27 protein-coding genes are annotated in these 23949 nt (G+C 73.3%); 17 read left to right on the top strand and 10 right to left on the bottom strand.

Going from position 1 to position 23949, the window contains the following annotated elements; translation table 11 throughout:
• Positions 1-30: 30 nt before the first annotated feature.
• The 5 genes from secA2 (at position 31) to AB0B94_RS11230 (ending at position 5356) form a co-directional block, all read left to right on the top strand.
• Complete coding sequence (gene secA2, locus AB0B94_RS11210) at positions 31-2322, top strand: accessory Sec system translocase SecA2 (protein ID WP_357271605.1); 2292 nt, start codon at positions 31-33, stop codon at positions 2320-2322.
• Positions 2323-2503: 181 nt separating this feature from the next.
• Positions 2504-3244 carry a GAF and ANTAR domain-containing protein gene (locus tag AB0B94_RS11215; protein WP_357271608.1) on the top strand — a complete coding sequence of 247 codons (741 nt, stop codon included), beginning with the start codon at positions 2504-2506 and terminating at the stop codon, positions 3242-3244.
• Between the two features lie 213 nt (positions 3245-3457).
• Positions 3458-3943, top strand: a complete 486-nt coding sequence (locus AB0B94_RS11220; RefSeq protein ID WP_357271612.1) for a DUF2231 domain-containing protein — start codon at positions 3458-3460, stop codon at positions 3941-3943.
• Between the two features lie 384 nt (positions 3944-4327).
• Complete coding sequence (locus AB0B94_RS11225) at positions 4328-4522, top strand: DNA-binding protein (protein WP_238672140.1); 195 nt, start codon at positions 4328-4330, stop codon at positions 4520-4522.
• 75 nt (positions 4523-4597) lie between these two features.
• Positions 4598-5356: a methyltransferase domain-containing protein gene (locus AB0B94_RS11230; protein WP_357271616.1), complete on the top strand. Its 759-nt coding sequence runs from the start codon at positions 4598-4600 to the stop codon at positions 5354-5356.
• A 172-nt stretch (positions 5357-5528) separates the two neighbouring features.
• Here the strand turns inward: AB0B94_RS11230 and AB0B94_RS11235 are convergent, their stop codons facing one another.
• Both AB0B94_RS11235 and AB0B94_RS11240 read right to left on the bottom strand, forming a co-directional pair.
• Positions 5529-6479, bottom strand: coding sequence for a DUF3500 domain-containing protein (locus tag AB0B94_RS11235; protein ID WP_238672142.1), 951 nt, complete (start codon positions 6477-6479; stop codon positions 5529-5531).
• A gap of 31 nt (positions 6480-6510) precedes the next feature.
• Entirely contained in the window at positions 6511-6903 is a 393-nt protein-coding gene (locus AB0B94_RS11240; RefSeq protein ID WP_357271620.1) for an ankyrin repeat domain-containing protein, read from the bottom strand.
• A 64-nt stretch (positions 6904-6967) separates the two neighbouring features.
• On the opposite strand from AB0B94_RS11240, the gene AB0B94_RS11245 reads away from it, so the two are divergent.
• The 10 genes from AB0B94_RS11245 to AB0B94_RS11290 all read left to right on the top strand — a co-directional run bounded on the left by AB0B94_RS11245 (position 6968) and on the right by AB0B94_RS11290 (position 12787).
• Entirely contained in the window at positions 6968-7345 is a 378-nt protein-coding gene (locus AB0B94_RS11245; RefSeq protein ID WP_030490949.1) for a signal peptidase I, read from the top strand.
• A gap of 112 nt (positions 7346-7457) precedes the next feature.
• Positions 7458-7913, top strand: a complete 456-nt coding sequence (locus AB0B94_RS11250) for a cysteine dioxygenase family protein (protein WP_357271624.1) — start codon at positions 7458-7460, stop codon at positions 7911-7913.
• Between the two features lie 41 nt (positions 7914-7954).
• Entirely contained in the window at positions 7955-8443 is a 489-nt protein-coding gene (locus tag AB0B94_RS11255; protein WP_357271627.1) for a rhodanese-like domain-containing protein, read from the top strand.
• A 50-nt stretch (positions 8444-8493) separates the two neighbouring features.
• On the top strand, positions 8494-9027 hold the full coding sequence (locus AB0B94_RS11260; protein WP_357271630.1) for a winged helix-turn-helix domain-containing protein: 534 nt from the start codon (positions 8494-8496) through the stop codon (positions 9025-9027).
• Between the two features lie 247 nt (positions 9028-9274).
• Positions 9275-9880, top strand: a complete 606-nt coding sequence (locus tag AB0B94_RS11265; protein ID WP_238672145.1) for a winged helix-turn-helix domain-containing protein — start codon at positions 9275-9277, stop codon at positions 9878-9880.
• A gap of 41 nt (positions 9881-9921) precedes the next feature.
• On the top strand, positions 9922-10584 hold the full coding sequence (locus tag AB0B94_RS11270; RefSeq protein WP_357271634.1) for a uridine kinase: 663 nt from the start codon (positions 9922-9924) through the stop codon (positions 10582-10584).
• A gap of 164 nt (positions 10585-10748) precedes the next feature.
• On the top strand, positions 10749-11147 hold the full coding sequence (locus AB0B94_RS11275; protein ID WP_091408390.1) for a TraR/DksA C4-type zinc finger protein: 399 nt from the start codon (positions 10749-10751) through the stop codon (positions 11145-11147).
• A 48-nt stretch (positions 11148-11195) separates the two neighbouring features.
• Positions 11196-12068: a DUF72 domain-containing protein gene (locus tag AB0B94_RS11280; RefSeq protein WP_357271638.1), complete on the top strand. Its 873-nt coding sequence runs from the start codon at positions 11196-11198 to the stop codon at positions 12066-12068.
• Positions 12069-12180: 112 nt separating this feature from the next.
• Positions 12181-12366: a hypothetical protein gene (locus AB0B94_RS11285; protein WP_357271642.1), complete on the top strand. Its 186-nt coding sequence runs from the start codon at positions 12181-12183 to the stop codon at positions 12364-12366.
• A complete protein-coding gene (locus tag AB0B94_RS11290; RefSeq protein ID WP_357271646.1) occupies positions 12359-12787 on the top strand; it encodes a DUF2267 domain-containing protein in 429 nt (142 codons plus the stop codon). Before AB0B94_RS11285 ends, AB0B94_RS11290 begins: the two co-directional genes overlap by 8 nt.
• A 42-nt stretch (positions 12788-12829) precedes the next feature.
• On the opposite strand, the gene AB0B94_RS11295 is transcribed toward AB0B94_RS11290, so the two are convergent.
• A complete protein-coding gene (locus tag AB0B94_RS11295) occupies positions 12830-13609 on the bottom strand; it encodes a DUF72 domain-containing protein (RefSeq protein ID WP_357271649.1) in 780 nt (259 codons plus the stop codon).
• Between the two features lie 157 nt (positions 13610-13766).
• Here AB0B94_RS11295 and AB0B94_RS11300 point away from each other — a divergent pair, with 157 nt between their 5' ends.
• Together AB0B94_RS11300 and AB0B94_RS11305 are read left to right on the top strand one after the other, a co-directional pair.
• Entirely contained in the window at positions 13767-14072 is a 306-nt protein-coding gene (locus AB0B94_RS11300; protein WP_238672152.1) for a hypothetical protein, read from the top strand.
• Between the two features lie 9 nt (positions 14073-14081).
• Entirely contained in the window at positions 14082-15359 is a 1278-nt protein-coding gene (locus tag AB0B94_RS11305) for a cupin domain-containing protein (protein WP_357271654.1), read from the top strand.
• Between the two features lies 1 nt (position 15360).
• Here AB0B94_RS11305 and AB0B94_RS11310 read toward each other — a convergent pair whose 3' ends face one another.
• From AB0B94_RS11310 to AB0B94_RS11340, 7 genes are all read right to left on the bottom strand, one after another.
• On the bottom strand, positions 15361-15876 hold the full coding sequence (locus AB0B94_RS11310; protein ID WP_357271671.1) for a trypco2 family protein: 516 nt from the start codon (positions 15874-15876) through the stop codon (positions 15361-15363).
• A 39-nt stretch (positions 15877-15915) separates the two neighbouring features.
• On the bottom strand, positions 15916-18546 hold the full coding sequence (locus AB0B94_RS11315) for a CHAT domain-containing protein (RefSeq protein WP_357271684.1): 2631 nt from the start codon (positions 18544-18546) through the stop codon (positions 15916-15918).
• Positions 18547-18617: 71 nt separating this feature from the next.
• Positions 18618-19280, bottom strand: coding sequence for a hypothetical protein (locus AB0B94_RS11320; protein WP_357271695.1), 663 nt, complete (start codon positions 19278-19280; stop codon positions 18618-18620).
• Complete coding sequence (locus AB0B94_RS11325) at positions 19277-21952, bottom strand: FtsK/SpoIIIE domain-containing protein (RefSeq protein WP_357271715.1); 2676 nt, start codon at positions 21950-21952, stop codon at positions 19277-19279. Before AB0B94_RS11325 ends, AB0B94_RS11320 begins: the two co-directional genes overlap by 4 nt.
• Positions 21945-23081, bottom strand: a complete 1137-nt coding sequence (locus tag AB0B94_RS11330; protein ID WP_357271734.1) for a hypothetical protein — start codon at positions 23079-23081, stop codon at positions 21945-21947. The genes AB0B94_RS11325 and AB0B94_RS11330 overlap by 8 nt, the downstream gene beginning before the upstream one ends.
• Positions 23082-23087: 6 nt before the next feature.
• The gene (locus tag AB0B94_RS11335; RefSeq protein WP_030332749.1) at positions 23088-23348 is read right to left on the bottom strand and encodes a hypothetical protein; all 261 of its coding nucleotides are present in this window, start codon (positions 23346-23348) and stop codon (positions 23088-23090) included.
• 152 nt (positions 23349-23500) lie between these two features.
• Complete coding sequence (locus tag AB0B94_RS11340; protein ID WP_091408422.1) at positions 23501-23893, bottom strand: hypothetical protein; 393 nt, start codon at positions 23891-23893, stop codon at positions 23501-23503.
• Between the last annotated feature and the right edge of the window lie 56 nt (positions 23894-23949).

A 23949-nucleotide genomic window follows, 5' to 3' on the forward strand; every position in this document is an offset into this window, starting at 1 on the left:
GCCGCCCGGAATCGCGTACCGTTGCCGCTCATGGGTGTGTCGCAACGGTTCAAGAGCAAGTTCCGGCGGTTCCTCCAGCGCCCCGGCTCGACCGTGGATCTTGCTCCGCTGGAGAAACTGCTCCCGGCGATCGAGGCGCGCGAGGCTGAGCTCACCGCGCTCGACGACGCCGAGCTGACCGCGGCCGCGGGTGCCGCCGCCGGTTACGAGGAGATCTGCGCCGTCGGCCGTGAGGCCGCCCGCCGCGGCCTCGACCAGCGGCCGTACGACGTGCAGCTGCTCGGCGCGATGTCGCTGCTCTCCGGCAAGGTCGCCGAGATGGCCACCGGTGAGGGCAAGACACTGACCGCCACGGTCGCCGCGTACGGGCACGTCCGGCTCGGCAACGGCCCGGTGCACGTGCTCACCATCAACGACTATCTGGCCCGGCGCGACGCCCAGTGGATGGAGCCGGTCTACACCCTGCTCGGCCTCACCGTCGGCTGGGTCAACGAGGCTTCCACCCCGCAGGAGCGGCGCGACGCGTACGCCTGCGACGTCACCTACGTCTCGGTCAGCGAGGCGGGCTTCGACTACCTGCGCGACCAGCTCGTCACCGACGTGGAAGACCGGGTGCAGCCCGCGCTGACCACCGCCATCGTCGACGAGGCCGACTCGATCATGATCGACGAGGCCCGGGTGCCGATGGTCCTGGCCGGCGCGGTGCCGGGCGAGCAGGACCCGGTGCACGCCGCCGCCGCGCTGGTGCGTGGCCTGCGCAAGGGCAAGCACTACACGGTCGCCGAGGACGGGCGCAGCGTGGCGTTCACCTCCGCCGGCCTGGCCGCCATCGAGGCCAAGCTCGGCATCGACCTGTACGACGAGGAACACGTCGCGCAGCTCTCCGCTGTCAACGTGGCGCTGCACGCGCACGCCCTGCTGCACCGTGACGTGGATTACATCGTCCGGGACGGCTCCGTCGAGCTGGTCGACGAGATGCGCGGCCGGGTGGCCCAGCGCCGCCGCTGGCCGGACGGTCTCCAGGCCGCGGTCGAGGCCAAGGAGGGGCTGGACGCCACCGCCGAGGGTGAGGTGCTCGGCACCATCGCCATGCAGGCGTACATCGCGCTCTACCCCAAGGTCTGCGGGATGACCGCCACCGCGGTGCTGGTCGGCGACCAGCTGCGCGAGTTCTTCGACCTTGAGGTCGCGGTGATCCCGCCGAACACCCCGTGCATCCGCGAGGACGAGCCGGACCGCATCTACGCCACCCGGGCGGAGAAGGACGAGGCGCTGATCGACGAGATCCAGCGCTGGCACGCCAAGGGGCGTCCGGTGCTGGTCGGCACCCTTGACGTCAAGGAGTCCGAGGGCTTGGCCGCCGGGCTGAACGCCGCCGGGGTGCCCTGCGTCGTGCTGAACGCCAAGAACGACGACGAAGAGGCCGCGATCATCGCCGAGGCCGGCGCGTACGGCGCGGTGACCGTCTCCACCCAGATGGCCGGCCGAGGCGTCGACATTCGCCTCGGCGGCAGCGACCAGACCGACCAGGAGCGGGTCGCCGAGCTGGGCGGGCTCTACGTGATCGGCAGCGGCCGGCACGACAGCCGCCGGGTGGACGACCAGCTGCGCGGTCGGGCCGGCCGGCAGGGCGACCCGGGTGGCTCGGTCTTCTTCGTCAGTCTGGAGGACGACCTCGTCGTCCGGCACGCCGCCGACTCGGTGCCGGCCTCGCCGCGGATGAACGCCGACGGTCTGGTGACCGACGAGCAGGTCGACTACGCGGTGGAGCACGCCCAACGGGTCGCCGAGGGCGTCAACCACGAGATCCACCGCAACACCTGGCGCTACAGCGTGGTGATCGAGCAGCAGCGCAAGGCCCTGGCCGCCCGCCGGGAGCGGCTGCTGACCAGTGACGTGGCCGCGGTCATGCTGCTGGAGAAGGAGCCCGAGAAGGCCGGCGAGATGGACGAGGACCTCCTCGCCCGTGCCGCCCGGTCGATCGCGCTCTACCACCTGGACCGACTCTGGGCCGAGCACCTTGCCGAGCTGTCGGAGGTCCGCGAGGGCGTGCACCTGCGCGCGCTGGGCCGGCTCGACCCGCTGGACGAGTTCCACCGGGCCGCGGTGCCGGCGTTCAACGACCTGATCCCCGAGATCGAGGCCCGCACCATCGCCACCTTCACCGAGACCGAATTCGATGAGGACTGGCAGCCCGACGACGGCACCCTGGTCCGGCCCACCGCCACCTGGACGTACCTGGTGCACGACAACCCGTTCGGGTCCGAGCTCGACCGTCTGATCGCGTCGATCGGGCGGCGACTCAGCGGCGCCTCGCGCTGACGTACCGACCGTCGGGGCCCCGATCGCGCCTCCGCGCGCGACCGGGGCTCCGATTTACGCCGTTTCGACCCAGGTTTCCCAGGGTAGTAGGGCTGGTCGGTCGAGTCGGGAGAGAGCAGACGATGACACAGGTGACGATGCTTGCCGGGCAGGCGCGAGACGGCACGGAGGCTGCGAACCGGTGAACCTCGACACGCGGGAGCCGGTGACGCACACCCTCGGCGTCCTGGAAGCAGCCGCACTCTTACGGGAGCTGACCGCCGGGCTGATCGCCCTGACCGACTTTGATGAGGCGCTGCTGGCCCTGGTCCGGGTCACCCGGGACGCCGTCGCCGGGGTGCGCTGGTGCGGGTTCACCGCCCTGCGGGCCGGCGAGCCGGCCGGGGTGGCCGCCTCCGACGAGGGGCTGGCCGGGCTGGACGACCTGCGACACGGGCCGGACACACCGGCGATGAGCGCGATCCACCGCCGCGAGATGATCCTCGCCGCCGACCTGACCGGTGAGCCCCGCTGGCCGGCGTGGACGACGCACGCCCGCGACCTCGGCGTACGCGGGGTGATTTCCGCACCGGTCGACATCGACGACCAGGTCATCGGGGCGATCAACCTGTACGCCGCCGCGCCGGACCTCTTGACCCCGCAACACCAGTTGACCGCCATGCTGCTCGCCGAACACGCAGGTCTGCTGCTCGCCGCCGTCCGCGACCGCAACCGACAACTCACCCTCGCCGGTGAACGGGACACCTCACTCCTGCACGACGGGGTGGTAGGCCAGGCCGTCGGCGTGATCATGACCCAGCGGGGGTGCTCGCCGGCCGAGGCCCTCGACGTGCTGCGCACCGCCGCCGCGTCACTGGACATCCCGCTGCGCGAGGTGGCCGAGCGCCTGGTCCGGACGGTCTCCCGCCAACGCGACAACTGACCCGGGCCGCTGGGGCCGCGTGGGCCGCGCTGGGGCCGCTGGGTGCGCCTGGGGGCCGAGTCGATCACCGCCGGTCTGGCCGTCCGGCCTCGGCGAGCGCGGCCACGGTGCCCGTTCTCCCTGCCGGCGGCGAGTCGGGCGGCATCGTTTCGCCTCGACCGACCCCGGGTAGCACTCTGGTCAGGTGAGCTGCGCCGACCTGGGGGAGGACCGATGCAGAGCCGGCTGCGGGTGCAGGGGCACCCGATCCAACCGATGCTGGTGACGTTCCCGCTCGGGCTGTTCGTCAGCGCCACCGTCTTCGACCTCACCGACGTGATCGGGGGGCCCGCGTTCCTCGGCGAGGTCGGCTACTGGACCGGCGTCGCCGCCCTCGTCGCGGCCGCGCTGACCGTCGTGGCCGGCATGGTTGACCTGTGGGACGTGCCGGGCGACCGTACCCGCCGCACCGCCGTTGCCTTCAACCTGGTGAACGCGGTGATGGCCGCCATGTTCCTGCTCACCTGCCTGGTCCGGTCACACTCCCCGCAGCGCGGCGCGTCGGTGGCGATCCTGGTCACCGAACTGGTCGCGCTGGCCGTCGGCGGGGTCGGCGTGCACCTGGGCGCCCGGCTGATGCGTCAGTTCGACAGCGGCCGCGCCGAGGCCGGCGGCCTGGACGCGCTCGCCGGCTCCACCGGCGAGATCGCCCGCCCCTGACCCGACCTGCCGGGGGTCTCGGCTCTACCCCGGCCGCAGAGCGGACCCGCGCACCGGACCCGCTGGACTCGCCCTGACCCCACCCGCGAGACCGTCCGCCATGACCCGACCCGCCGGACGCGCCGGACCCGCTGAATGCGCGGAGGGTGCGCCGACCCTGCTGGGCGCGCCGACCCTGCTGGGCGCGCTGGCCCCGCCTGATCCGCCGGACCCGCCGGACCCTTCGGACGCGCCGGACCCGCCGGACCCTTCGGACGCGCCGGACCCGCCGGACCCGCCGGACCCGCCGGACGAGCCTGATCCGCCGGACGCGGCGTCCGGCCGGACAGCGAGCCTGGTGTGCGGGGCCGGCATCCGTGCGACTGGTCGGTCTACCATCCCCGGATGACCTCCTCTCCGGACACGCTTCCGAAGATCGGCGCGCCCGCCACCCGGGCCCTGCATGATGCCGGCTACACCGCGCTGCGCCAGCTCGCGGGCGTTCCCCGGGCGGACCTGGCCAAGCTGCACGGCCTGGGCCCCAAGGCGCTCGGGATCCTCCAGGCCGCTCTTGAGGAGCACGGGCTCAGCCTCGGCTGAGCTCCACCGTGGGCACCCGACCGGGCGGCGGCAAATGGGTTGCCGGCCGGGTGATCGGCCGCGAGGCTGACCGCCATGACCGCTGAGCGTGACGCCGAAGACTTGATCGCGGAGGCCGCCGCTGCGCCCGTCGATGGTTGGGGCTTCGGTTGGCTGGCCGGACGGGCCACTGAGGAGCGTCCACCCTGGGGGTACGCCAGGCTGGTCGCCGAGCGGATGGTGCGGGCCGATGCGGCGCTGGACGTGGACACCGGCGGCGGGGAGGTGCTCGCCGAGGTGCCGCGTCCACCGAAGCTGCTGGCGGCGACCGAGGCGTGGCCGCCGAACGTGGAGGTCGCCCGCCGGACCCTGCGTCGGGTCGGCGCGTCGATGGTCGCGGTCGCGCCGGACGGGCCGCTACCGTTTCGCGACGCCTCGTTCGACCTGGTGGTCAGCCGGCATCCGGTGCGTACCGACTGGGTTCAGACGGCGCGGGTGCTACGGCCGGGTGGGACGTTCCTGTCGCAGCAGATCGGGGCCGGCACGATGCGGGAGCTGAGTGAGGCGATCCTCGGGCCGTTGCCGTCGCCGACCCAGCGCCACCCCGAGCACGCGGTCGCCGCCGCCGAGTCAGCTGGCCTGCGGGTGGTCGACCTGCGTCGGGCCACGCTGCGGGCGGCCTTCGCCGACATCGGCGCGGTGGTCTGGTTCCTGCGCAAGGTGATCTGGACGGTGCCCGGGTTCACGGTCGACCGCTACCGCGCGCCACTGCGCGCCCTGCACCACCGCATCGCCAACGAAGGCCCCTTCGTCGCCCACGCCCAACGCTTCCTCATCGAGGCCACCCGCCCCTGACAAGCACCCCACCCTCGACAAGCACGCCATCCCCGCCGATCTTGCACTTTCGGCACCCGTGAAAGCCGCTTATCCGGGCAGTTCGACCACCAGAACTGCAAGATCGGCAAGGGCGGGCGCGAGGCGCCGGGCTGCGGGGCGCGGGGCGGGGGGCGGGGCGGGGCGGGGCGGGTTAGTGGGGGTGGGTTTGGTGGTGGGTTGCCAGGACGTCGGCGCCGAAGTCGCTGGCGGGGCGGCGTAGCACGGTGTGCGCGTGGTTGCCGTCCGCTGTGGTGTTGTCGTACTCGATCAGCAGGTCGTCGCCCTGCACCCGGTAGTAGTGTCGCCGCCCGGGGTGGGTCGGGCCGGCCCAGGCGAAGTGCAGCGGGCCGGCGTCCAGGCGGGTCGCCTCCCGGATGGCCAGCTCGGGCGGCAGCCGGTCGAGGTAGAGGGCGACCACCTGGTCGAGCAGCGCGCGGCCGGTCGGTCCGAGCCGCTGCGCCGGTACGCCGAGGGGCTCCAGTGGCGCGTCGACCCGCCCACGGGTGGCGCTGATGATGTCCGCCGGCGCTTCGTCGGCGATGATCGCGGCGGCCCGCTCGGCCGGGCCCAGCGCGTCGAGCAGGGCGCGGGCCAGGTCCTCCTCCACGCCGAGTGGGCGGGAGACCGGCCGGCCGGCGTAGCGGACCGCGGCCGGGTTGGCGCCGAAGAAGATCGGCGCTGGGGAGACCTGACCGTCCACCACTGTCATGTTCACCGACAGGTGGTGCCCTTCGAGTCGCCACGCCCAACGGTCGTCGCGTGCCGGGTCACCGAACACGGCCACCCAGTAGTCGGCGCTGTGCCGCCCGCGCTGCCAGCCCTCGGCCCGGTCCAGCACCTCCTCCAACGAGATGATCGCCATCGCCTGTGCGTACGCCGAGGGGCTGAGCGCGGTGGCCAGCAACCGGTGCGCGGCCTTGCGGGCGGTGACGTCGAGTTCGGCGAGGCAGACGCCCGGTCGGGGTCGGGGCCGGTACTCCAGCCAGCGTCGGGCCGCCTCGTCGTCGAACGAGTGCATGGCGCTCTCGCGGGCGGCGGGGTCGAGCGCGGTCAGCAGCGCGGTGCCGGCGGAGCGCATCTGCTCCGGTAGAGGATCTTCCACCGACCCTGTATACCGGCCGGCCGTGCCGGTGTCAGCCGACGCGCAGCAGCTCGGTCATCTCCGGTAGGTCGAAGAAGCGCGCGGTCTCGACGGCCGACGGGTTGCCGTGGGCCGGGTCCGCGCCGGCGGCGAGGAGCGCGCGGACCGCCTCGGTGCTGCTGCGGAAGACCGCCGCGGCCAACGCGGTCTGACCTCGGTCGTTGGCCCGGGTGTGGTCGGCGCCGCGGCTGAGCAGGGCGGCCACCGTGTCCGGGTGGGAGTGGTACGCGGCCAGGATGAGCAGCGTGTCGCCCTTGTCGTTGGTGAGGTTGACCGGCAGGCCGGCGTCGATCTGCGCCGCCAGCTCGTCGGTGGCGCCGGCTCGGGCCAGGTCGAACATCCGGTGCGCGAACGCCAGCGTCTCGGCGTCGAGGTTCTCGGTCACCGGTCCAGGTTAGCCACACCTGTCCTGATAGGTTGCTCGGCCGGCGCGCTGGGGGAGAGGTCCGATGGGTGAGACGGTGTACGTGGGCAACGCGGGCGTTGACGGCGCCACCAACGCCGGTTGGCTACTCGGGCACTTCGCGCCGCCGGGGGAGATTCGGCACAGCACGGACGTCGAGGTGAAGTGGGGTGTGCATCCGCCTGGGCAGGCCCGGTCGCGGTGGGCGACCGGCGAGGTGCGCACCACTTTGCTCGTACTCGTAGAGGGGTGTTTCCGGGTGGAGTTGCCGGACCGGACGGTACGGCTGGCCGCGCCGGGCGACTACGTGGTGTGGGCCCGTGGGGTGGACCATTCCTGGTTCGCCGAGCGCGCGTCGGTGGTGTTGACGGTGCGCTGGCCATCGTTGCCGGGCTACCGCGCGGACCCGCCAGTGCTGCGTTGATTCACCCGAGCGGCTGACCTGCGTCCCACCAGACGGAATTACCTACTAAACCTATAGGCTTTACCGCCTAGAGTACGAGGGCACCCCGCCGAACGACCCGCGAGGAACCGCCATGACGCAGCACCGTCCGGAGCCCGACCTGCTCGCCGTTGCCCGCGGCTGGGCCGACCCGGCCGGCTGGCCGGTCGCGCTGCGTTTCGACAGCGCCGATCGCTGGTACGCCCGTCTCGCCGTCAGCGACGAGCACGAGGTGTGGGCGCTGAGCTGGCTACCCGGGCAGGGCACCGACCTGCACGACCACGGCGGCTCCTCCGGGGCGTTCCGGGTGGTCAGCGGCGTTCTCACCGAGGAGACGGTCAGCGCCGGCCGACTACGCCCCCGACTGCTGCCGGCCGGCGCGGGCCGCCGCTTCGGCGCCCGGCACGTGCACCAGGTGACAAACCGAGGCGTCGACCCGGCGGTCAGCGTGCACGTCTACCGGCCGGCGCTGCTGCGGATGACCCGCTACCACCTCCTCGACGGGCGGCTGCGGGTCGCCGAGGTCGCCGAAGCCGGCCGGTCCTGGTAGCCGCGCGCACCGAGAAACCCTGTCACCGGAAGGAACCGAGAATGCAGACAACCGCCGAGCACTGTCCCGCCCCCGTGCCGCCACCGGGCTCCCGGGGCGTCGACGAGATCCTGGCCGCCGCGCGGGCCCGGCTGCGCCGGCTGGACCCGGAGCGGGCGCACCTGGCGTACCGGAGCGGAGCGCTGCTCGTCGACATCCGGCCGGCCGCGCAGCGGGCCGCGCACGGTGTGGTGCCGGGCTCGCTCATCGTCGAACGCAACGTGCTGGAGTGGCGCTTCGACCCACGCTGCGCGGCCCGGGTGCCGCAGGCCGTCGACTACGACGTGCCGGTGGTGATCCTCTGTCAGGAGGGCTACACCTCGTCGCTGGCCGCCGCCGCGTTGCAGGACGTCGGCCTGCACCGGGCCACCGATGTGGTCGGCGGGTTCGCGGCCTGGCGGATCGCCGGCCTGCCGGCCCTCGGCCCGACCCCGCTGCACCACCCCTCTCCCCTCGCGTCCCCGGTCAACGCCGGCTGGGCGCGCCGCTGACCGTCACGCCACACCCGGCGTGGCGCGCGTACCGCCACTCAGGAGGCACCATGTCCGTCGTCGCCATCCCCACGCGCCGCCACCCTGGCGTGCGCCCGCCGGCCCGTCCGCGCACCAGCCCGACCCTGACCATCACCCTCGACCTCGTCCCCGGGCCGCTGAGCCCCCGGCTGGCCCGGCTGGTGCAGCTGCTCGGCGAACTGGCCGAGTCGGGGGAGGGTCGACTGCGGGCCGTGGAGGACCCCGCGTCGGTGCCGCCACCGGCCCCGCGCCCGGCCGCGCCGGACCACGTCCGCATCCTGGCCGGGTCGCGGATGGTCCGCCAGGGCGACCGGGTCATAGCGCTGACCCGCATCGAGTACGAGCTGCTGCTGTTCCTGGCCGAGCGGCCGCGCCGGGTCTTCACCCGCCTGCAACTGCTCTCCAGCGTCTGGGGCTACGAGCACGCGGTGGCCCGGACGGTGGACGTGCACGTCCGGCGGCTGCGCGCCAAGCTGGCCGGCTCGGAGGTGGTCACCACCGTCTACGGCGTCGGCTACCGGCTGGCCGACGAGGCCCCGATCAGCGTGGATCACAGCAGCTGAGCCCTGGTCCGGCGGCGATGTGACCGCCTGGTGAACCGGTCGGGGACCCCCGTAACGGGGCATCTCGACGACTCTGCTGTAATCATCAGGCCTCGTACGCAGAGCGAGCATTTGGCTCCGATGTGTTCGTCAATTGTCACATTCATGCAACGCAGCCGCCTCTTGACCCTCGCCCAGGCGCCGGGAAGCATCGATGAAGCGGCGTCCCGGGCCGTGGGGAGATACCCGGACCAGCCCAAGGAGGACCATGTCGGTCAGCCCCGCCTCGTCGCGCGCCGGATGGCATACGTCCCAGCCCGCGGTGCCCGGTCGACCCCCCGGCGGCCAGCGTCGCCCGGCGAACACCGCCGCGCCCGTGCTCACCGTGACGCTGTCCATCCCGCTGGCCTGTGAGGAGTCGCTGACCCCGGCGGCGCGTCGGCTGTTGGAGGCCGCTCGCGAGATGCTGGAACGGGGCGAAGGGGTGATCATCGGCTCGGTTCCGGCCGAACGCCGCCCCGACCAGGCCCCCGCCAGCCGGTCGCCGGCCCGCCCGATCAGCTCGACCATTCCGGCCCTGCACATCCTCGCCTCGTCGCGCTCGGTGCTGCGCGACGAGGAGCCGCTGCCGCTGACCCGGCTGGAGTTCGACCTGCTGCTGCACCTGGTCGCCCACCCGCGCCGGGTGTTCACCAGGCTGCAACTGCTCAACGCCGTGTGGGGCTACGAGCACGCCGGCGTACGCACCGTCGACGTGCACGTGCGTCGGCTGCGCGGCAAGGTCGGCGTGGACGTCCCGCTGGTCACCACCGTCTACGGCGTGGGCTACCGGCTGGCCGACGACGCCCGGGTCACCATCGACCGCAGCGGCTGACCGGCGGCGCCGCCGTACCCGGCGCGGGGCAGGATGGTCCGGTGCGCATCCGCCCCATCTCGCCCGACCTGCTCGTCACCGAGCTGACCGGCCGGCTGGCCGACGCGGCTACCCGCGCCGCGAACGCCGCCGCCGGCCCCGCGCGGCTGCGGGTGGCGGTGGACGGCGCACCCGCCGCCGGCGTCGACGAACTGGCCGCGTCGCTGGTCGACCCGCTGCGCGCCCAGGGCCATCCGGTGCTGCACGTCCGCGCCACCGACTTCCTGCGCCCCGCGTCGCTGCGCTTCGAGTTGGGGCGCACCAACCCGGACTCCTTCTACGAGGCCTGGGTCGACGAGGCCGGGCTGCGCCGGGAGGTGCTCGACCCGGCCGGTCCGGGCGGCAGCGGCCGGCTGCTTCCGTCGCTCTGGGACGCCGACGCCGACCGGGCCAGCCGTGCCCCTTACGTCGACCTGGCACCCGGCGGCGTCGTCCTGGTCAGCGGCTCGCTGCTGCTCGGCGGCGGCCTGCCCTTCGACGTGACCGTCCACCTGGAGCTGTCCCCGGCGGCGCTGCGTCGGCGTACCGAAGCGGCCCAGCAGTGGGCGCTGCCGGCCTTCGACCGGTACGCCGAGGAGGTCGTGCCGGCGAGCTTCGCCGACGTGGTGGTACGCGCCGACGACCCCCGCCGACCGGCGCTCGTGCAGCCCGGGGCGAACGACTGACAACAACCGAGAATTTGTCGGTTTGTACGGCTGGTTCGGCGGGTACTCGCCCGGCTCACAGAGCGCGGGTGATCGCCCGCGCACCGAACGCGACCGTGACCGGGGCCCCGCGCCGCCGGCACCCGGTTCACCTTGAGCCACAGGCCCAGGAAAGGCAGGCAGCGATGCTCGTCCACGACACGGTCGGTACGACCCGGTCCCAGACGGAGATCGACCAGATCCGACAGTCGCTCCAGGCGCGCTACGACGAGCTGACCGCGGAGTACGACCAGGCGGTGCTCCAGAGCCAGGTGCTGCGGCTGGTGGAGGTCGGCGACACCGCCGGCGACGACCAGGCCGACAGCGGCACCAAGACGGCCGAGCGGGACACCGCCCAGTCCCTGTTGCGCACCATCCTCGACCGCCGCGCCCAGTACGAGCACGCCCTCGGCCGGCTCGAGGAGGGCACCTACGGCTGGTGCGAGGGCTGCTCGGCGGCGATCCCGGTGGAGCGGCTGGAGATCTTCCCGTCCGCCACCACCTGTGTGACGTGCAAGCAGACTCGCGAGCGGCGGGCGGCCTGAGCCACCCCAGCGGTTGCCGGTCGGTCCGTGACGCGATGGACTTCCACAATGGGTGACATCCTCGTGGGCACCGCGTCCTGGACCGACCGCACACTGCTGGACTCGGGGTGGTATCCGCAGACCGCCGACACCCCGGAGAAGCGGCTGGCCTACTACGCCCGGCAGTTCCCGCTGGTCGAAGTGGACGCCACCTACTACTCGCCGCCCGCCGAGGCGACAGCGCGGCTGTGGGCCGAGCGCACCCCGGCCGGCTTCACCTTCAACATCAAGGCGTTCAGCCTGCTGACCGGGCACCCCACCCGGGTCAGCGCGCTCTACAAGGACCTGCGCCCGGAGACCGACAAGAAGAACGTCTACCCCGACGACCTGCCCGCGCAGTCGTACGAGGAGGTGTGGACGCGCTTCCTGTCCGCGCTGGACCCGCTGGTCGAGGCCGGCAAGCTCGGCGCGCTGCTGTTCCAGTTCCCGCCCTGGTTCACCATCAAGCGGGCCAACAAGCAGTACCTGCTGGAGGTGGCGAAGCGCTGCGCGCCACTGCGCCCGGTGTACGAGTTCCGGCACGCCTCCTGGTTCGACGGCGACAATGCCGACGAGACCCTGGCCTTCCTGCGCGAGCACAAACTGCCCTACGTCTGCGTGGACATGCCGCAGGGCCACCGCTCGTCGCTGCCTCCGGTGCTGGCCGCCACCGCGGACCTCGCTGTCATGCGCTTCCACGGGCACAGCGACAAGTGGACAAGTAAGGACATTCACGAGAAGTTCGGCTACCACTACTCCAAGCGGGAGTTGGCCGACTGGGCGCCGAAGCTGCGCGAACTGGCCGACGAGGCCGGGCAGACCCACGTGCTCATGAACAACTGCTACCGCGACTACGCGCAGACCAACGCGACGACCCTCGCGGGTCTCCTCGACGCCGGGTGACCTCACCCGATCCGGGTGGGGACGACTCACCCCACCCACAGGGAGGGTGGACGCGGTGGGTACGGCCGCCCCGTGGACGGCCGACGCCGGAGACGACACGGAGGTGACGGGGATGACGGTTCGAGTGGTGACGGATCGACGGCGTGGTGCCGTCCTGCACGTGGTCGGCACGGCCGACAGCGCCCGGCGCGCCCCGCAGGGCAGCCCGGTGCGGGGCCGCCGCGGCCCGGTGGGGCCGCCGCGTCGCGCCGACGACCGACGGTGGGACAGCACGGAACGGGGGTCGACCGATGGCTGACGCGATGATCTCGGCGTTCGAGTCCTCGCTGGACAAGACGAACCTCATTCTCAAGGACATCGAAAACGCCTACGGCTGGCCGAAGGAACGGCGCAACCAGTCGTACGCGGCCCTGCGCACCGTGCTGCACCTGCTGCGAGACCGGCTGCCGGTGAACGAGAGCGTGGAGTTCGCCCAACAGTTGCCGGTGCTGGTGCGGGGGATCTACTTCGACGGCTGGGTGCCGTCCGACGTGCCGATCAAACTCAACCGCGACGACTTCCTCTACGAGGTCCGGCAGGGCTTCCCGTACGACGCGGAGGGCGGCGCGGAGCGGGTGACGCAGGTGGTGCTGGACACGCTGCGCCGTCATGTCACCCAGGGAGAGTGGCAGGACGTGAAGGACACCATGCCCAAGGACCTTGCCACGATGATGCCGTGACGGCCTGACAGCGCGAGCCCGCCCGACCGTTGTCGGGCGGGCTCAGTCGTCGGCAGCGGCCGCCTCGGCGGCGGTCGGTACTCGGGACACCGGGTGCCCGGCCCCTCGGGCCAGCGCGGCGAACGCGACGGCGTCCACGATCGCGGCCCCGCCCGGATCGTTGTTGAAGTAGACGTACGCTGGCTCGTCCGGGCCGAAGGCGTCGGCCAGCCGGCCCACCCAGGATCGCAGCGCGGCCCGACCGTAGCGGGGCCACGGCCGCGCCCGCCCCTCGTGCAGCCGCAGGTAGCCGAAGTCGGTGGTGCGCCAGCGGGGGGCGACCGGGCGTCCCAGTCGGTCCGCCCAGACCAGCGCGGCCCGACGCCGTTCCAGCACCGCCCGGGTGGCGTCGGTCCACCACGAGGGGTGCCGGGGTTCGACAGCGACCCGCACCTCCGCCGGAAACAGTCGCAGCGTCGCGTCCAGCGCCTCGACGTCCGCCCGCAGGTTCGGCGGGAGTTGCAGCAGCACCGGGCCGAGCCGGTCACCGAGCGCGTCGGCGCGGCCGAGGAACCGGGCCACCGGCTCCGCCGGGTCGCGCAGCCGCTTGATGTGGGTGAGGTAGCGGCTCATCTTCACCGCCACGCAGAAGTCCGCCGGGGTCCGTGCCCGCCAGGCGGCGAAGGTGTCCCGCTCGGGCAGCCGGTAGAAGGCGTTGTTGACCTCGACGGTGGCGAACCCGGCAGCGAAGTGCTCCAGCCAGAGCCGTTGCGGCAGCCGCTGCGGGTAGAAGCGGCCGCGCCAGTCCCGGTACTGCCAACCGGACGTGCCCACCAGGATCACCACCCCATCCTGGCACTCTGCGCCGCCGCTCGTGAACTGCCCGTGTCGCAGTGGTTCGGCGTCTACGGTGAGGGTTAGAGAAGATCGCGCGTGGGGTACCACCCGCAGCACGACGGACCCCGGCGTACGGCGGGGCGGCACACCCGAGGGAGTACCGATGGCACTCAACGATGACGACATGCAGACCACCGGCGGCGGCGGCGCGGAGGGTCCCGCTGACGGCGGTGCGACCCCCGGTCAGCACGACGGTGGCGCCGACGGTGGCGCGGAGGGTCCCGCTGACGGTGGTGCCACCCCGGGTCAGCACGACGGTGGCGCCGATGGCGGCGCGGAGGGTCCCGCTGACGGTGGTGCCACCCCGGGTCAGCACGACGGTGGCGCCGACGGTGGCGCGGAGGGTCCCGCTGACGGTGGTGCCACCCCGGGTCAGCAGGACGGTGGCGCTGACGGCAGCGCCCGATAGCGGCTCGCCATGACCTACCTCGACCCGCCGGGCGGCCACCACGGCCGCCCGGCGGTTCCGTCCGCCGAGGCCACCGCCGCGCTGGCCCGCTGCGTCTCGGTCGAACCGGCCAAGTTCGCCGCCGCGCACTGGGGGCACACCCCGCTGCTGTCCCGAGCCGCCGAACTGCCCGACCCGGCCGGCTTCACCGACCTTCTCAGCCCCGCCGACGCCGACGAGTTACTGAGCCGGCGTGGTCTGCGTACCCCGTTCCTGCGCGTCGCCAAGGACGGCCAGTTGGTCGCGGCGTCGCGCTGGACCGGCGGCGGCGGCGCGGGCGCCGAGATCGGCGACCAGGTGCTCGACGAGCGGGTCCTGGAGCAGTACGCGTCCGGGGCCACACTGGTGTTGCAGGGGCTGCACCGGATCTGGCCGCCACTCGTCGACTTCGCCCGCGACCTGGGCCTCGCGCTCAACCAGCCGCTGCAGATCAACGCCTACCTGACCCCGGCCGGCAGCCAGGGCTTCGCCACCCACTACGACACCCACGACGTTTTCGTGCTTCAGGTCGACGGCCGCAAGCACTGGCGGATCCACCCGCCGGTGCTACCGGACCCGCTGGAGAAGCAGCAGTGGGGTGGGCGCGCCGACGAGGTCGGTGCCACCGCGCAGGGCCCGGCCGCGCTGGACGTGGTGCTCGCCCCCGGTGACGCCCTCTACCTGCCGCGGGGGTGGCTGCACAGCGCGCAGGCGCAGGACAGCAGCTCGCTGCACCTGACAGTGGGCATCCGCGCGCTCACCCGCTACGCCCTGGTCGAGGAATTGTTGTCGCTGGCCGCCGAGGACCAGCGACTGCGGGCCAGCCTGCCGTTCGGCACCGACGTCGCCGACCCGGACGCCATCGAGCCGGAGCTGACCGAGACCGTGGAGGCGTTGCGGGACTGGCTGCTGCGCGCGGACCCGGTCGCTGTCGCCGCGCGACTGCGGCAGCGGGCCTGGCCGGCCGCCCGCCCGGCGCCGATCCGACCGCTCGCCCAGGCCGACGCGCTGGCCACCCTGGACGCCGACTCCCGGGTGACCCTGCGGTCCGGCTTGCGCTGGCAGTTGGTGGCGCACGACTCGGACACTGTGGCGCTGCGGCTCTTCGACCGCACCATCACCCTGCCCACCGAGTGCGAGCCGGCGGCCCGGGTCCTGCTCAGCGGCGCGGTCGCCCGGGTTGGTGACCTGCCCGGGTTGCCCGACGACACCGACCGGATCACCCTGACCCGCCGGCTGCTGCGCGAGGCTGTCCTGGTCCCGGCCTGACCTATTCGACGGTGGCCGCCACCAGCTCGATCCTGAGCGTGTTGGTGACCTCGTCGGTCAGCTCGCCCTCCGCGCCGACCGAGATCGTGCCCTGCTCGGTGACGCCGAAGACGAGTTCCACAGTGCCGGCCTTCAGCACCAGCGGGTCGTCCCCGCCGCTGCCGGCGGCGACCACCGCGCGGATCGTGGTGATCGCGTCCACCAGTGTCGCCGCGACCGCGCTGTGCCGCAGCTCGTGCCGATCCTCAAGATCCTCGGCGACGAGCGTGATGTCGATGGTGTGGGTTCGCTGGTGGGATCGACTGCCGGCCACCTTGACCTTCCAGCCGATCACCGGCACCCGGAAGTCCACACCACCGCCGGCCCTGGTGGTGGCCACCGCGCTCAGGATCAGCTGAACCGAGCTGACCCGCAGGTCCCGGCCCTCGTCGGTCGCCGAGATGCCGGCCTGCGTCACCGCGTCCTTCACCGCCGCCACCAGTTCCTCGACAGGCACGCTGTGGTCGGTCACGTCCATGCCGCACCATCCTTGTGTACGAGTGGGGTTGCCGACCGCTCAGACGGCGGCGGTGGCGAACGGGTCACCGTACACGGTGTAGGCCAGCCAGGTCGGGTCGAGCGGGTCGTCCTGCTGCTCGACCCGGGCGGCGAGGGCCGCCGCGCCGAGCGTGGCCCCGTCGGCGAGGGAACGGTAGAACGCGGTCGCGAAGCGCGCCGAACTGTCCGAGCGCACCGCCCAGAGCGTGCCGACGAAAGCGCCCGCACCGGACGACATGAACTGCTGCGCCCAGCCGAGCATCCTGGTGTACGTCGGGGCGACGCCCGCGCTGCGGCACGCGTTGATGAACACGAGGGGGCCGGTCTGAGCCAGCAGCTTCCGGATGCTGGCCTCGGCGAGCAGGGTCGGCCGGAACCGGCCACCGTCCATGTCGATGAACGAGCCGTCCGCCGAGAAGGTGTTGTGGCAGGCGAAGTGGGTCGCCCCCAGGGCCCCCGAATTGATCAGGGCGAGGAGGTCGTCGGCCCTGGTGATCGGCTCGCTGTCGGTGACGCCGAGGATCGCGCCGATGGCGGCGATCTCCTCGTGCGCGCCGGTGGGGGCCTTCGCCGGCACCACGAAGCGCGGGTTGCGCAGGTTGACCGTCGCGGTCCGGTGTTGACCGTAGGTGCGGCGGACCACGGGGACCTGCTCGACGAGGAAACCGGCGTCGCGTTGGGCGCTGAGCGGATAGAGCAGCTCCCACGGGACCACGTCGTGGTCGGTGGCGATCGTGAAGGCGCTCATGTCGCCGCCAACCTGCCAGAACTGGTCCCGCACATCGGCCGGCACCAGCTCCGACCACAGCTGGATCCCCGCCGACCGGATGACCTCGCGGGTCATCGTCGCGCTGTAGCGGGAACCACCGCCGGCCAACTGCTGCATTTCCCGGATGGCGTTCTCCACGGCGGCGTTCGGCGGGTTCGTGACCGACTCGACGACCGGCGCGAACAGCGCCCCGTCGGACCGCAACTGGAAGGTGTACCGGCTGCCGTCGAACCGGACCTCCATGGTGACCTCACCCGGCCGCGCCCGCGGCGCGCCCAGCGGCGCCGCCGTCGGCCGGCCGTCGCGGAACGGCCCACCGTCCGCGACGGAAACCTCCACCGACACCTCGCCCAGGAACGTGCCGCCGGCCCAGGCGGACACGTCGACGCGATGCAGACCAGCGGTACGCGCCCCGAAACCGAACCGGATCGGATCCGGATCGTCGTTGGGCAGGACCAACACGGTCTGTTGGAGCGGACCGTCGGCGGACAGGCCGGCGGGTGCGTGCACGGTCACGGTCACCGGTGTGCCGGCCTCGGCGGCGACGAAACTGCGCATCCGTGCCGCCACGGCGTCCGGATGAACCGACCGTCCCTCGGTGACGAGTCGGACTTCGACGCTCAGGTCCCGTCCCACCGGGACCTGGGTGGGTGCGCGCGCCACCAACAGCCGCTCCGCCGCCGAAGTGACGTCCGGGAGTGACGAGGTCGGCGGTCCGGTGAACGTCGGTATCGCCCCGGTCTGCGAGGCGTGGTCGACACCAGGGGGAGCGGAATCCGTGGGGCTGTGACCCCCGAGCACATCGGGGTGAAACTCGGGGGACGCCCTGGGGACGATAGGGCGCCACTCCGCTTCCTCCAGCCGCGCTGCCCGCTGTGGCACGTCGCCCTGCGAGTGCACCGCCATAGGGTGACTGACCCACCCGTCGTGGGAAAGCTCCGCGTCTGTCGGACAAAGGGTGACGCCGTCCACCATGGACATGGAGGTGCCCAGCAACGAATTGACGGCCTCCTCGGCTTCGACCAGCTCGTCGACGGTGTACTCCGCGGTGATGTGCCGGAAACTGTCGAGCAGAAACCGGCGGATCAGGACCAAGGCGTCCGTGATCCCGCTTCGGACGACCTGCGCCGGGTCGGTCACCTGGAAGTCGACGGTGAAGGACGCGATGAAGTGGTCCGTGCCGCCCCTGGCGGGCAGTTGAAGGTCGACCACGACCGAGTGGTCGCTGACGTCCACCTCGTAGCGCGTCTCGTATCGGGCCATGAGCCCGGGGTCCTGCCCCACCATCGGTCCGGGACCGGCGGCGACTTCCAGGCCACCGTGGCGGGTCGCGTAGACGGTCGTCACCGACGGCCCGCGGGTGCGCGGCGACAAGGGCCACCGCATCGGCTCCACGCCGAGGACCAGGGGGACCGGGCGTCCGGCTGCCGCGGTCTCCGGCCCGAGATCCGCCGCGAGGCCGTCCACCAGGTGCCGGATGTCCGACCAGAGGCTGCTCGTGCGGACCCGCCGACAGTGTTGCCTGGCAAGGGCGCGAAGCGCCTCGGGAAGGCGCGTCTCAGGTGGCAGTTCCGCGCCGTCCACCAGCACCACGACGACCGGGACCGGCGTGGTGAGGGCGGTGGCGATCATCCGGTGGTTGAGACCCGGCAGGACCTGCGGCGAGCCTACCGACTTTCCGGGTGCGGCCGGGTCGACCACGATGACAAGTGCCGCTGAGGCGGACAGCCGACGCCACAGCTCGGCGGGCGACATGAACACGCTCTCGTCGTCGCGCACCACGCTGCCACTGCCGAACCGGGCGGTCAGCGCATCGTCGAGCACCTGCGCGACGATGTTGTCGCCGCCGCCGGAGCGGTAACTCAGGAAGAAGCTGACCACCCGACGTACCGTAGCGAAGAAAACACCCGCGCTCGCGGTCGATTTCTCGACAACCCCAGTGGACTCATCGCTCAACGGCCGAGCGTCAGGAGCAGCACGGTGGTCAGCAGACCGGCGACGATCACCACGGTGATCGGCCGGGGCCCGAGCACCGCGTGCCGACGGTCGGCCAGCACCCGCGCCGGCGCCAGCCCGACCAGCGGCCCGAGCAGGGTCACCACCAGCGCCAGCACCGGCAGTCCGACCGCCAGGTCACCGCCATACCCGACGCCCAACGCCCGCGCCCCGATTCCCAGCGCGTACGCGAGCACCGCGCCGCCGACCCCGCAGAGCGCCAGCAGCGGGTTGACCGAGCCCGGCAGCTCGCCCGGCTGGCCGGCCCGCTCCAGCAGGTCACGAGCCTTGGCGAGCAGCGGCACCGGGTCGGTGGCCCCGACGCCATTCGCCGGGGCGGGCGGGCCGCCGAGGCGGCGGGCACCGAGGCGGGAGCGGACCTGCTGCCACAGGTGGGCCACCTCGGCGTCGACCCGTTCCTGCTGCTCACGGGCGGCGACCAGCTCCTCCTCGGCGCTCTGGAGCTGCTCGGCCGCCTCGGCGACGGCCCGCTCGGCGGCAACGCACTGCCGCTCGTGCCAGGTGTGCGCCTCGGCGCGCTGCTCGCGCACCCGCGCGCTGAGGTCGGCCAGCCGGCGCAGTTGGGCCGCGTACGTCTCGCTGGTCACCGGTTCGTTCATCGTGTCGGTCCATACGGGATGATCACCTGACCGGTGCGGTGCACCGCCCGGTCGAAGAAGAGCCCCCGCCAGGGGCGGGGATACCAGTCCGGGCCGCCGGTGCCCGGATAGAGCGACGAGCCCAGCTCGCCGCCGTGCGCGTCCAGGGCGACCCAGGCGCCGATCTGGTCGGTACGGGCGGCCGGCCCCCCGAGATCGGCGCGCATCCGGGCCACACCCCGCCACCAGGCCAGCACGTGTGTGCGCCGTTCCGGCCCGTCGTGCATGATCCGGCGCAGCTGCTCCAGGCCGGTACGCCGACCCGCGCGGGCGGCCAGCGCACCCGCTGCCGCGTCGACAGCGAACAGCAGCAGGTAGTGCGGGCTTCCCGGGCCGCTGAGCCCGTCGGCCGTCTCGGCCATCAGCTCGCCCACGGTCTCCTCGTCGTACCAGGCGGCGTCGTCGGCCAGGTCGTCGTAGAGGGCGCGGGCGATCGGGTCGGCGTCCGGGTCGAGGCAGGCGATGGAGAACCGGGCGGTGCCCGGCGGGTGCTGACGGGCCAGCGACCGGGCCGCCGCGTCGAGCACCGCGCACGCCTCGTCGACCCGGGTGCCGAGCACCGCGAGGTTGCGGCCCGGGGCACGCGGCAGCCGCAGCGACGCCGAGCGGGACTGCACGTCGATGATCTCGCCGAGCACTGCCACCGGGTTGCGCGGCGCGGTCCCGTCCGGCGGTGCGGCGAGCGCCCGGAAGTCCGGGGCGTCCGCCAGCCGGGGGATCGCGTCGCCGTCGAAGAGCCGGGCCGGCGCCGCGTCGGGGGCGCGCATCCGCCACAGCCGGTGCTGCAACCCGCTCCAGGTCTCCCAGTCGCTGGCCGACGGGATGCGGGCCACCTCGTTGCCCTCCACCATGCCCGACTCGGCGTTGACCACCGCGTGCCAGCGCGGCAGCGACTGCGCCGCGTCGTTGCGCTCGGCGAGGATGCGCAGCGCCTTGGGCAACGCGATGCGCAGGGTGAACTGGGCGACCAGCGCGGGGCGACCCCACAGCGCCTCGATGCCCCGCACGTCCTGCGAGGCCAGGACCAGGTGGATGCCCTGGGACCGGCCGCGTCGGGCCAGGTCCTCCAGCAGGTCGGCCGCCTCCCGGGCGACCACGTCCCGGCCGGCCAGCAACATCTGGAACTCGTCCACCACGGCGACGATGCGTGGCCAGTGCCCGGTCGGGTCGACCGCCCGCAGCTCGGCCAGTTTGGTCACCTCGTGCTTCTTGGCCGCGTCGGCGCGTCGGCGCAACTCCTCGGTGAGGAAGCGCAGCAGCGCCAGCCCGAACTCCCGGTCGGTGTTGACGTTGATGCCGACCAGCCGCATGTGCGGCAGCCAACTCGGGTCGCGTCGGCCCTGCGCGAACCGCGCGAAGGAGACCCCCTCCTTGAAGTCCAGCAGGTAGAACTCCAGCTCGGCGGGGGAGTAGCGGGCGGCGAGGGCGCCGATCCACGCGAAGATCAGGTTGGTCTTGCCGGTGCCGGAGGGCCCGCCGATCAGCGCATGCGGTGGGTAGTCGCCAAGCGTCAGCCGTACCGGCCGGCCCTGTGGGCCCTCACCGATCGGGGCGGTCAGCCCGTCGGCGGAGTCCTCCCGCCACATCAGCTCGGACGGCGGCAGCAGGTCGGTGAAGGGGGTCGGCGGCGGGCCCGCGTTCACCTGGGCGGCGACGTCCCGGCAGGTCTCGGTGACCAGCGCCGCCGGTGGCGGTGGGTCCAGCCGGACCGGCAACCCGGCTGAACCGCCGATCCGCGCGCCGGACACGCCGGCCACCACCCGGGTCACCGTCGGGTCCTCCGGCAACGGCACACCGTGCACCACCAGGTGTACGCCGCAGGCCGCGCCGGCCCGCACCACCCGGTCCAGTTGCCCGCGCTCGTGCCGGTTCAGCTCCTCTCCGCCGAGCAGCACCGCCACCCGCCACGGCTCTGGTCGTCGGCCGGTCGCCGCCGCCAGTTCGCGTAGCGACGCGTACTCGCCGGCGAGGACAGTCTCGTTGATCCGGCGGACCTGCTCGACCAGGTCGTCCAGCAGCGGACCCAGCCCGCCCGGGCCGACGAAGGTGAGCAGCCCCGCCGTGCCCAACGGCGCGAACCCGGCCAGTCCGCCGCCGAGTTGATCCGGGTCGTACCCGATCAGTCGTACCGCCCCGGGGTTGGCGCGGCCGACGGCCCGCAGCAGCAACGAGGAGACCACCGCGTCGCAGCCGGCGCGGTCGTCCCCGGAGAGGTGGACGTGCCCGGCGTCGAGCAACGGCACCAGCGCGGGCACCGGGTCGACGCCGTCGATCCGGACCGTGCCGACCCGCAGCGCACCGGGCGGCTCAGCTCGACGGGCGGGTGTCGGCGCCCACCCGGCCCAGTCGGCCCCGGCGCAGCCTGGTGCCTCCTGCCGTGCCGCGTCGGCGGCCCGCCGGGCCAGTTCGGCGATCCTTGTGGAGTAGCGGGCGTCGATCTCGGCGATGCGCCGGTCCCGTTGGGCGCCCACCCGCGCCGGTACGGCGGCCGCCGCCCGCTGGACCCGGGCCAGTCGTTCCCGCCCGGCGGTCAGGTCCTCCTGGGCGGCGGACAGCCGGGTACGGGTGGCGCCCAACGCCTCGGCGAGGGTGTCCCGGACCCGGCTGGCCAGCTGACCGCGCCGGTCAGCCATCGGAGCCTCGACGCGTCGGGGCGTCCCGCCAGGGGCTGCCCGAGCGCGGTGGCAGCCCACCGGGGCGCGGCGGCGGCCCGTCCGCGCGCGGCGGCAGGCCACCGGAGCGCTGCGCGTCGGCGCTGCCCGGCCGCTGTGCCGCACCGCTCGGGCGGGAGACCGCACCGCTGGCTCGGGGGACCGCGCCCGGTCGCCCGAGCCCGCCCGGTTGTTGCGCGCCAGTCGACTGCCCGGCCCGCGCCGGCTGCCCCGCCTCCGCCGGTTCTCTCGCGCCCGCCGATTCTCTCGCGCCGCCGGCTGGCAGGTCCCGGCCGAGGCGGGCGAGCAGCAACCCGGTCGCCACCCCGGCGGTCACCGCCGAGTCGGCGGCGTGCGGTGGCTCCCCGGAGGCGCGCGGTGGCGGCATCCGGCACACCCGGGTCAGCAGCGTCTCCAGCACCGGCGGCGGCAACCCGGGCAGCAGGTCGCGGACGCGTGCGTCCAACTCGCCGCGTAGCCGTCCGAGGTCGGTGGCGCGCGGCGGGTGCCCGAGCAAATCGCCGGCCAGCTCGCGCAGCAGCGGCGGCGCCAGCGCCGCCATGCCCAGCCCCACGTCGGCCGGGGCCCGGCGCAGCTCCTTGCGGAGCCGGTCCCGGTCGCCGGAGCGGACACCACCCACCACTCGGCGCAGCAACTCCTGGGAGTCGTCCACCCGCTCGTCGGGTTCGTCGTCGGCGCCCTCGCGGCCGCCGGTCAGCTCGGCCACCCGCACCGACCACCAGCGGCGCATCCGCACCTGCTCGGCCGGCTCCGGCGCGACCGCCGCGGGCCCGGACGCCGGTGGCGTGTCGTGTCGGGGAGCGCGTTGCTCAGGGCGGGGCGCCGGGGCGCCGTCCGCGCCGAGCCCGATCGCCGTCAGGTAGGCCGACAGCTGTTCCTGGGCCACCCGCAGCGCGTAGCCGGCGCTCTCGGCGTGTTCGGTGGCGGCGGAGAGCTCGGGCACCCCCATCGGGTTGGCCGACTCCTGTCGTACCCAGCGCAGCCGCTCCGCGGCCAGGCCGAACTTCTCCAGCGCCTGCCCGAGCAGCGCCAGCGGGAACTCCTCGGTGGCGGCACGGACCTGCCCGCCGACATCCTCGATGATGGACATGGCGGCCTACAGGGTGGAGACGTAGAGCTGCGCCTGCTCCACCGCGACAAGTGTCGCGGCGAGACACTCCTCCAGCTCCTGGCTGGCCTGTGTCAGCGACGCCTGGGCCGCCTCCACCGTCTCGTGCCCGCTGCCCTCCAGCGCCCCGGCCAGGGTCTGCTGTGCCTCGGAGAGCTTTTCGCCGGCCGCCTGCACGGCTGTCTGCCCGTCTCCGATCTGTTGGAGGGCGACATCGATGGCAGCCTTCAGCTCGGCGACGCTCGCCACGGCGGAACCTCCTGGGGGCGGGGAGATCTCCATTAGAGCCTATCGGCGGTTCCGAAAGAACATCCGCCCTGTCGGTGTTCCTGCCCGCCTGTCCGGAAGGCCCTCGGAAGTGCCGGGAGTCCGATCTGTGGGAGTCCCAGTGCGAGAATTTCTCAGTTGCTGGTCGGGTTCTCGCGGAGCCAGCGCGGGCCGTACACCTCGGCGCCCAGCGCCGTCACCCGCCCGCGCAACTCCCGGTCGGCGGTGACCACCAGCCGTCGACGCCGCGGCGCGCCCTCCACCAGCTCGACCACCGTGTCGTCGCCGGAGCCGGCGGCGGAGACCACCCGGACACCCTCGGTGCCCGGCACGTCCCGCGCGGCCCCCTCGACCACCAGGACCACCTCCACCGGGGCGGTCAGCCGGGCCGGCAACCCGATTGTGGCCACCGGGGCGAGCGAGTCACGCAGCCGGGCCGCGGCCCCGGCACGGTCACGCCACCACCCGTTCGGGCGCGAGCCCACCACGTTGGCGCCATCCACGATCAGCAGCGGGGTCTCATCCATCCCGTCAGCCTGCCACCATCGCCCGGCCCTGAGCCGACGCCACTCCCGGAATGCCG

The sequence above is a fragment of the Micromonospora sp. NPDC048986 genome (assembly GCF_040649335.1).
GTDB classification, from domain to species: Bacteria; Actinomycetota; Actinomycetes; order Mycobacteriales; family Micromonosporaceae; genus Micromonospora; species Micromonospora alfalfae.

Excerpts from the sequence above, each read along its gene's own strand:
- secA2 (WP_357271605.1), top strand. The coding sequence starts at position 31 with ATGGGTGTGTCGCAACGGTTCAAGAGCAAGTTCCGGCGGTTCCTCCAG.
- AB0B94_RS11220 (WP_357271612.1), top strand. The coding sequence starts at position 3,458 with ATGCAGAGCCGGCTGCGGGTGCAGGGGCACCCGATCCAACCGATGCTG.
- AB0B94_RS11225 (WP_238672140.1), top strand. The coding sequence starts at position 4,328 with ATGACCTCCTCTCCGGACACGCTTCCGAAGATCGGCGCGCCCGCCACC.
- AB0B94_RS11230 (WP_357271616.1), top strand. The coding sequence starts at position 4,598 with ATGACCGCTGAGCGTGACGCCGAAGACTTGATCGCGGAGGCCGCCGCT.
- AB0B94_RS11245 (WP_030490949.1), top strand. The coding sequence starts at position 6,968 with ATGGGTGAGACGGTGTACGTGGGCAACGCGGGCGTTGACGGCGCCACC.
- AB0B94_RS11250 (WP_357271624.1), top strand. The coding sequence starts at position 7,458 with ATGACGCAGCACCGTCCGGAGCCCGACCTGCTCGCCGTTGCCCGCGGC.
- AB0B94_RS11255 (WP_357271627.1), top strand. The coding sequence starts at position 7,955 with ATGCAGACAACCGCCGAGCACTGTCCCGCCCCCGTGCCGCCACCGGGC.
- AB0B94_RS11260 (WP_357271630.1), top strand. The coding sequence starts at position 8,494 with ATGTCCGTCGTCGCCATCCCCACGCGCCGCCACCCTGGCGTGCGCCCG.
- AB0B94_RS11265 (WP_238672145.1), top strand. The coding sequence starts at position 9,275 with ATGTCGGTCAGCCCCGCCTCGTCGCGCGCCGGATGGCATACGTCCCAG.
- AB0B94_RS11275 (WP_091408390.1), top strand. The coding sequence starts at position 10,749 with ATGCTCGTCCACGACACGGTCGGTACGACCCGGTCCCAGACGGAGATC.
- AB0B94_RS11280 (WP_357271638.1), top strand. The coding sequence starts at position 11,196 with ATGGGTGACATCCTCGTGGGCACCGCGTCCTGGACCGACCGCACACTG.
- AB0B94_RS11285 (WP_357271642.1), top strand. The coding sequence starts at position 12,181 with ATGACGGTTCGAGTGGTGACGGATCGACGGCGTGGTGCCGTCCTGCAC.
- AB0B94_RS11290 (WP_357271646.1), top strand. The coding sequence starts at position 12,359 with ATGGCTGACGCGATGATCTCGGCGTTCGAGTCCTCGCTGGACAAGACG.
- AB0B94_RS11300 (WP_238672152.1), top strand. The coding sequence starts at position 13,767 with ATGGCACTCAACGATGACGACATGCAGACCACCGGCGGCGGCGGCGCG.
- AB0B94_RS11305 (WP_357271654.1), top strand. The coding sequence starts at position 14,082 with ATGACCTACCTCGACCCGCCGGGCGGCCACCACGGCCGCCCGGCGGTT.
- AB0B94_RS11310 (WP_357271671.1), bottom strand. The coding sequence starts at position 15,876 with ATGGACGTGACCGACCACAGCGTGCCTGTCGAGGAACTGGTGGCGGCG.
- AB0B94_RS11320 (WP_357271695.1), bottom strand. The coding sequence starts at position 19,280 with ATGAACGAACCGGTGACCAGCGAGACGTACGCGGCCCAACTGCGCCGG.
- AB0B94_RS11325 (WP_357271715.1), bottom strand. The coding sequence starts at position 21,952 with ATGGCTGACCGGCGCGGTCAGCTGGCCAGCCGGGTCCGGGACACCCTC.
- AB0B94_RS11330 (WP_357271734.1), bottom strand. The coding sequence starts at position 23,081 with ATGTCCATCATCGAGGATGTCGGCGGGCAGGTCCGTGCCGCCACCGAG.
- AB0B94_RS11340 (WP_091408422.1), bottom strand. The coding sequence starts at position 23,893 with ATGGATGAGACCCCGCTGCTGATCGTGGATGGCGCCAACGTGGTGGGC.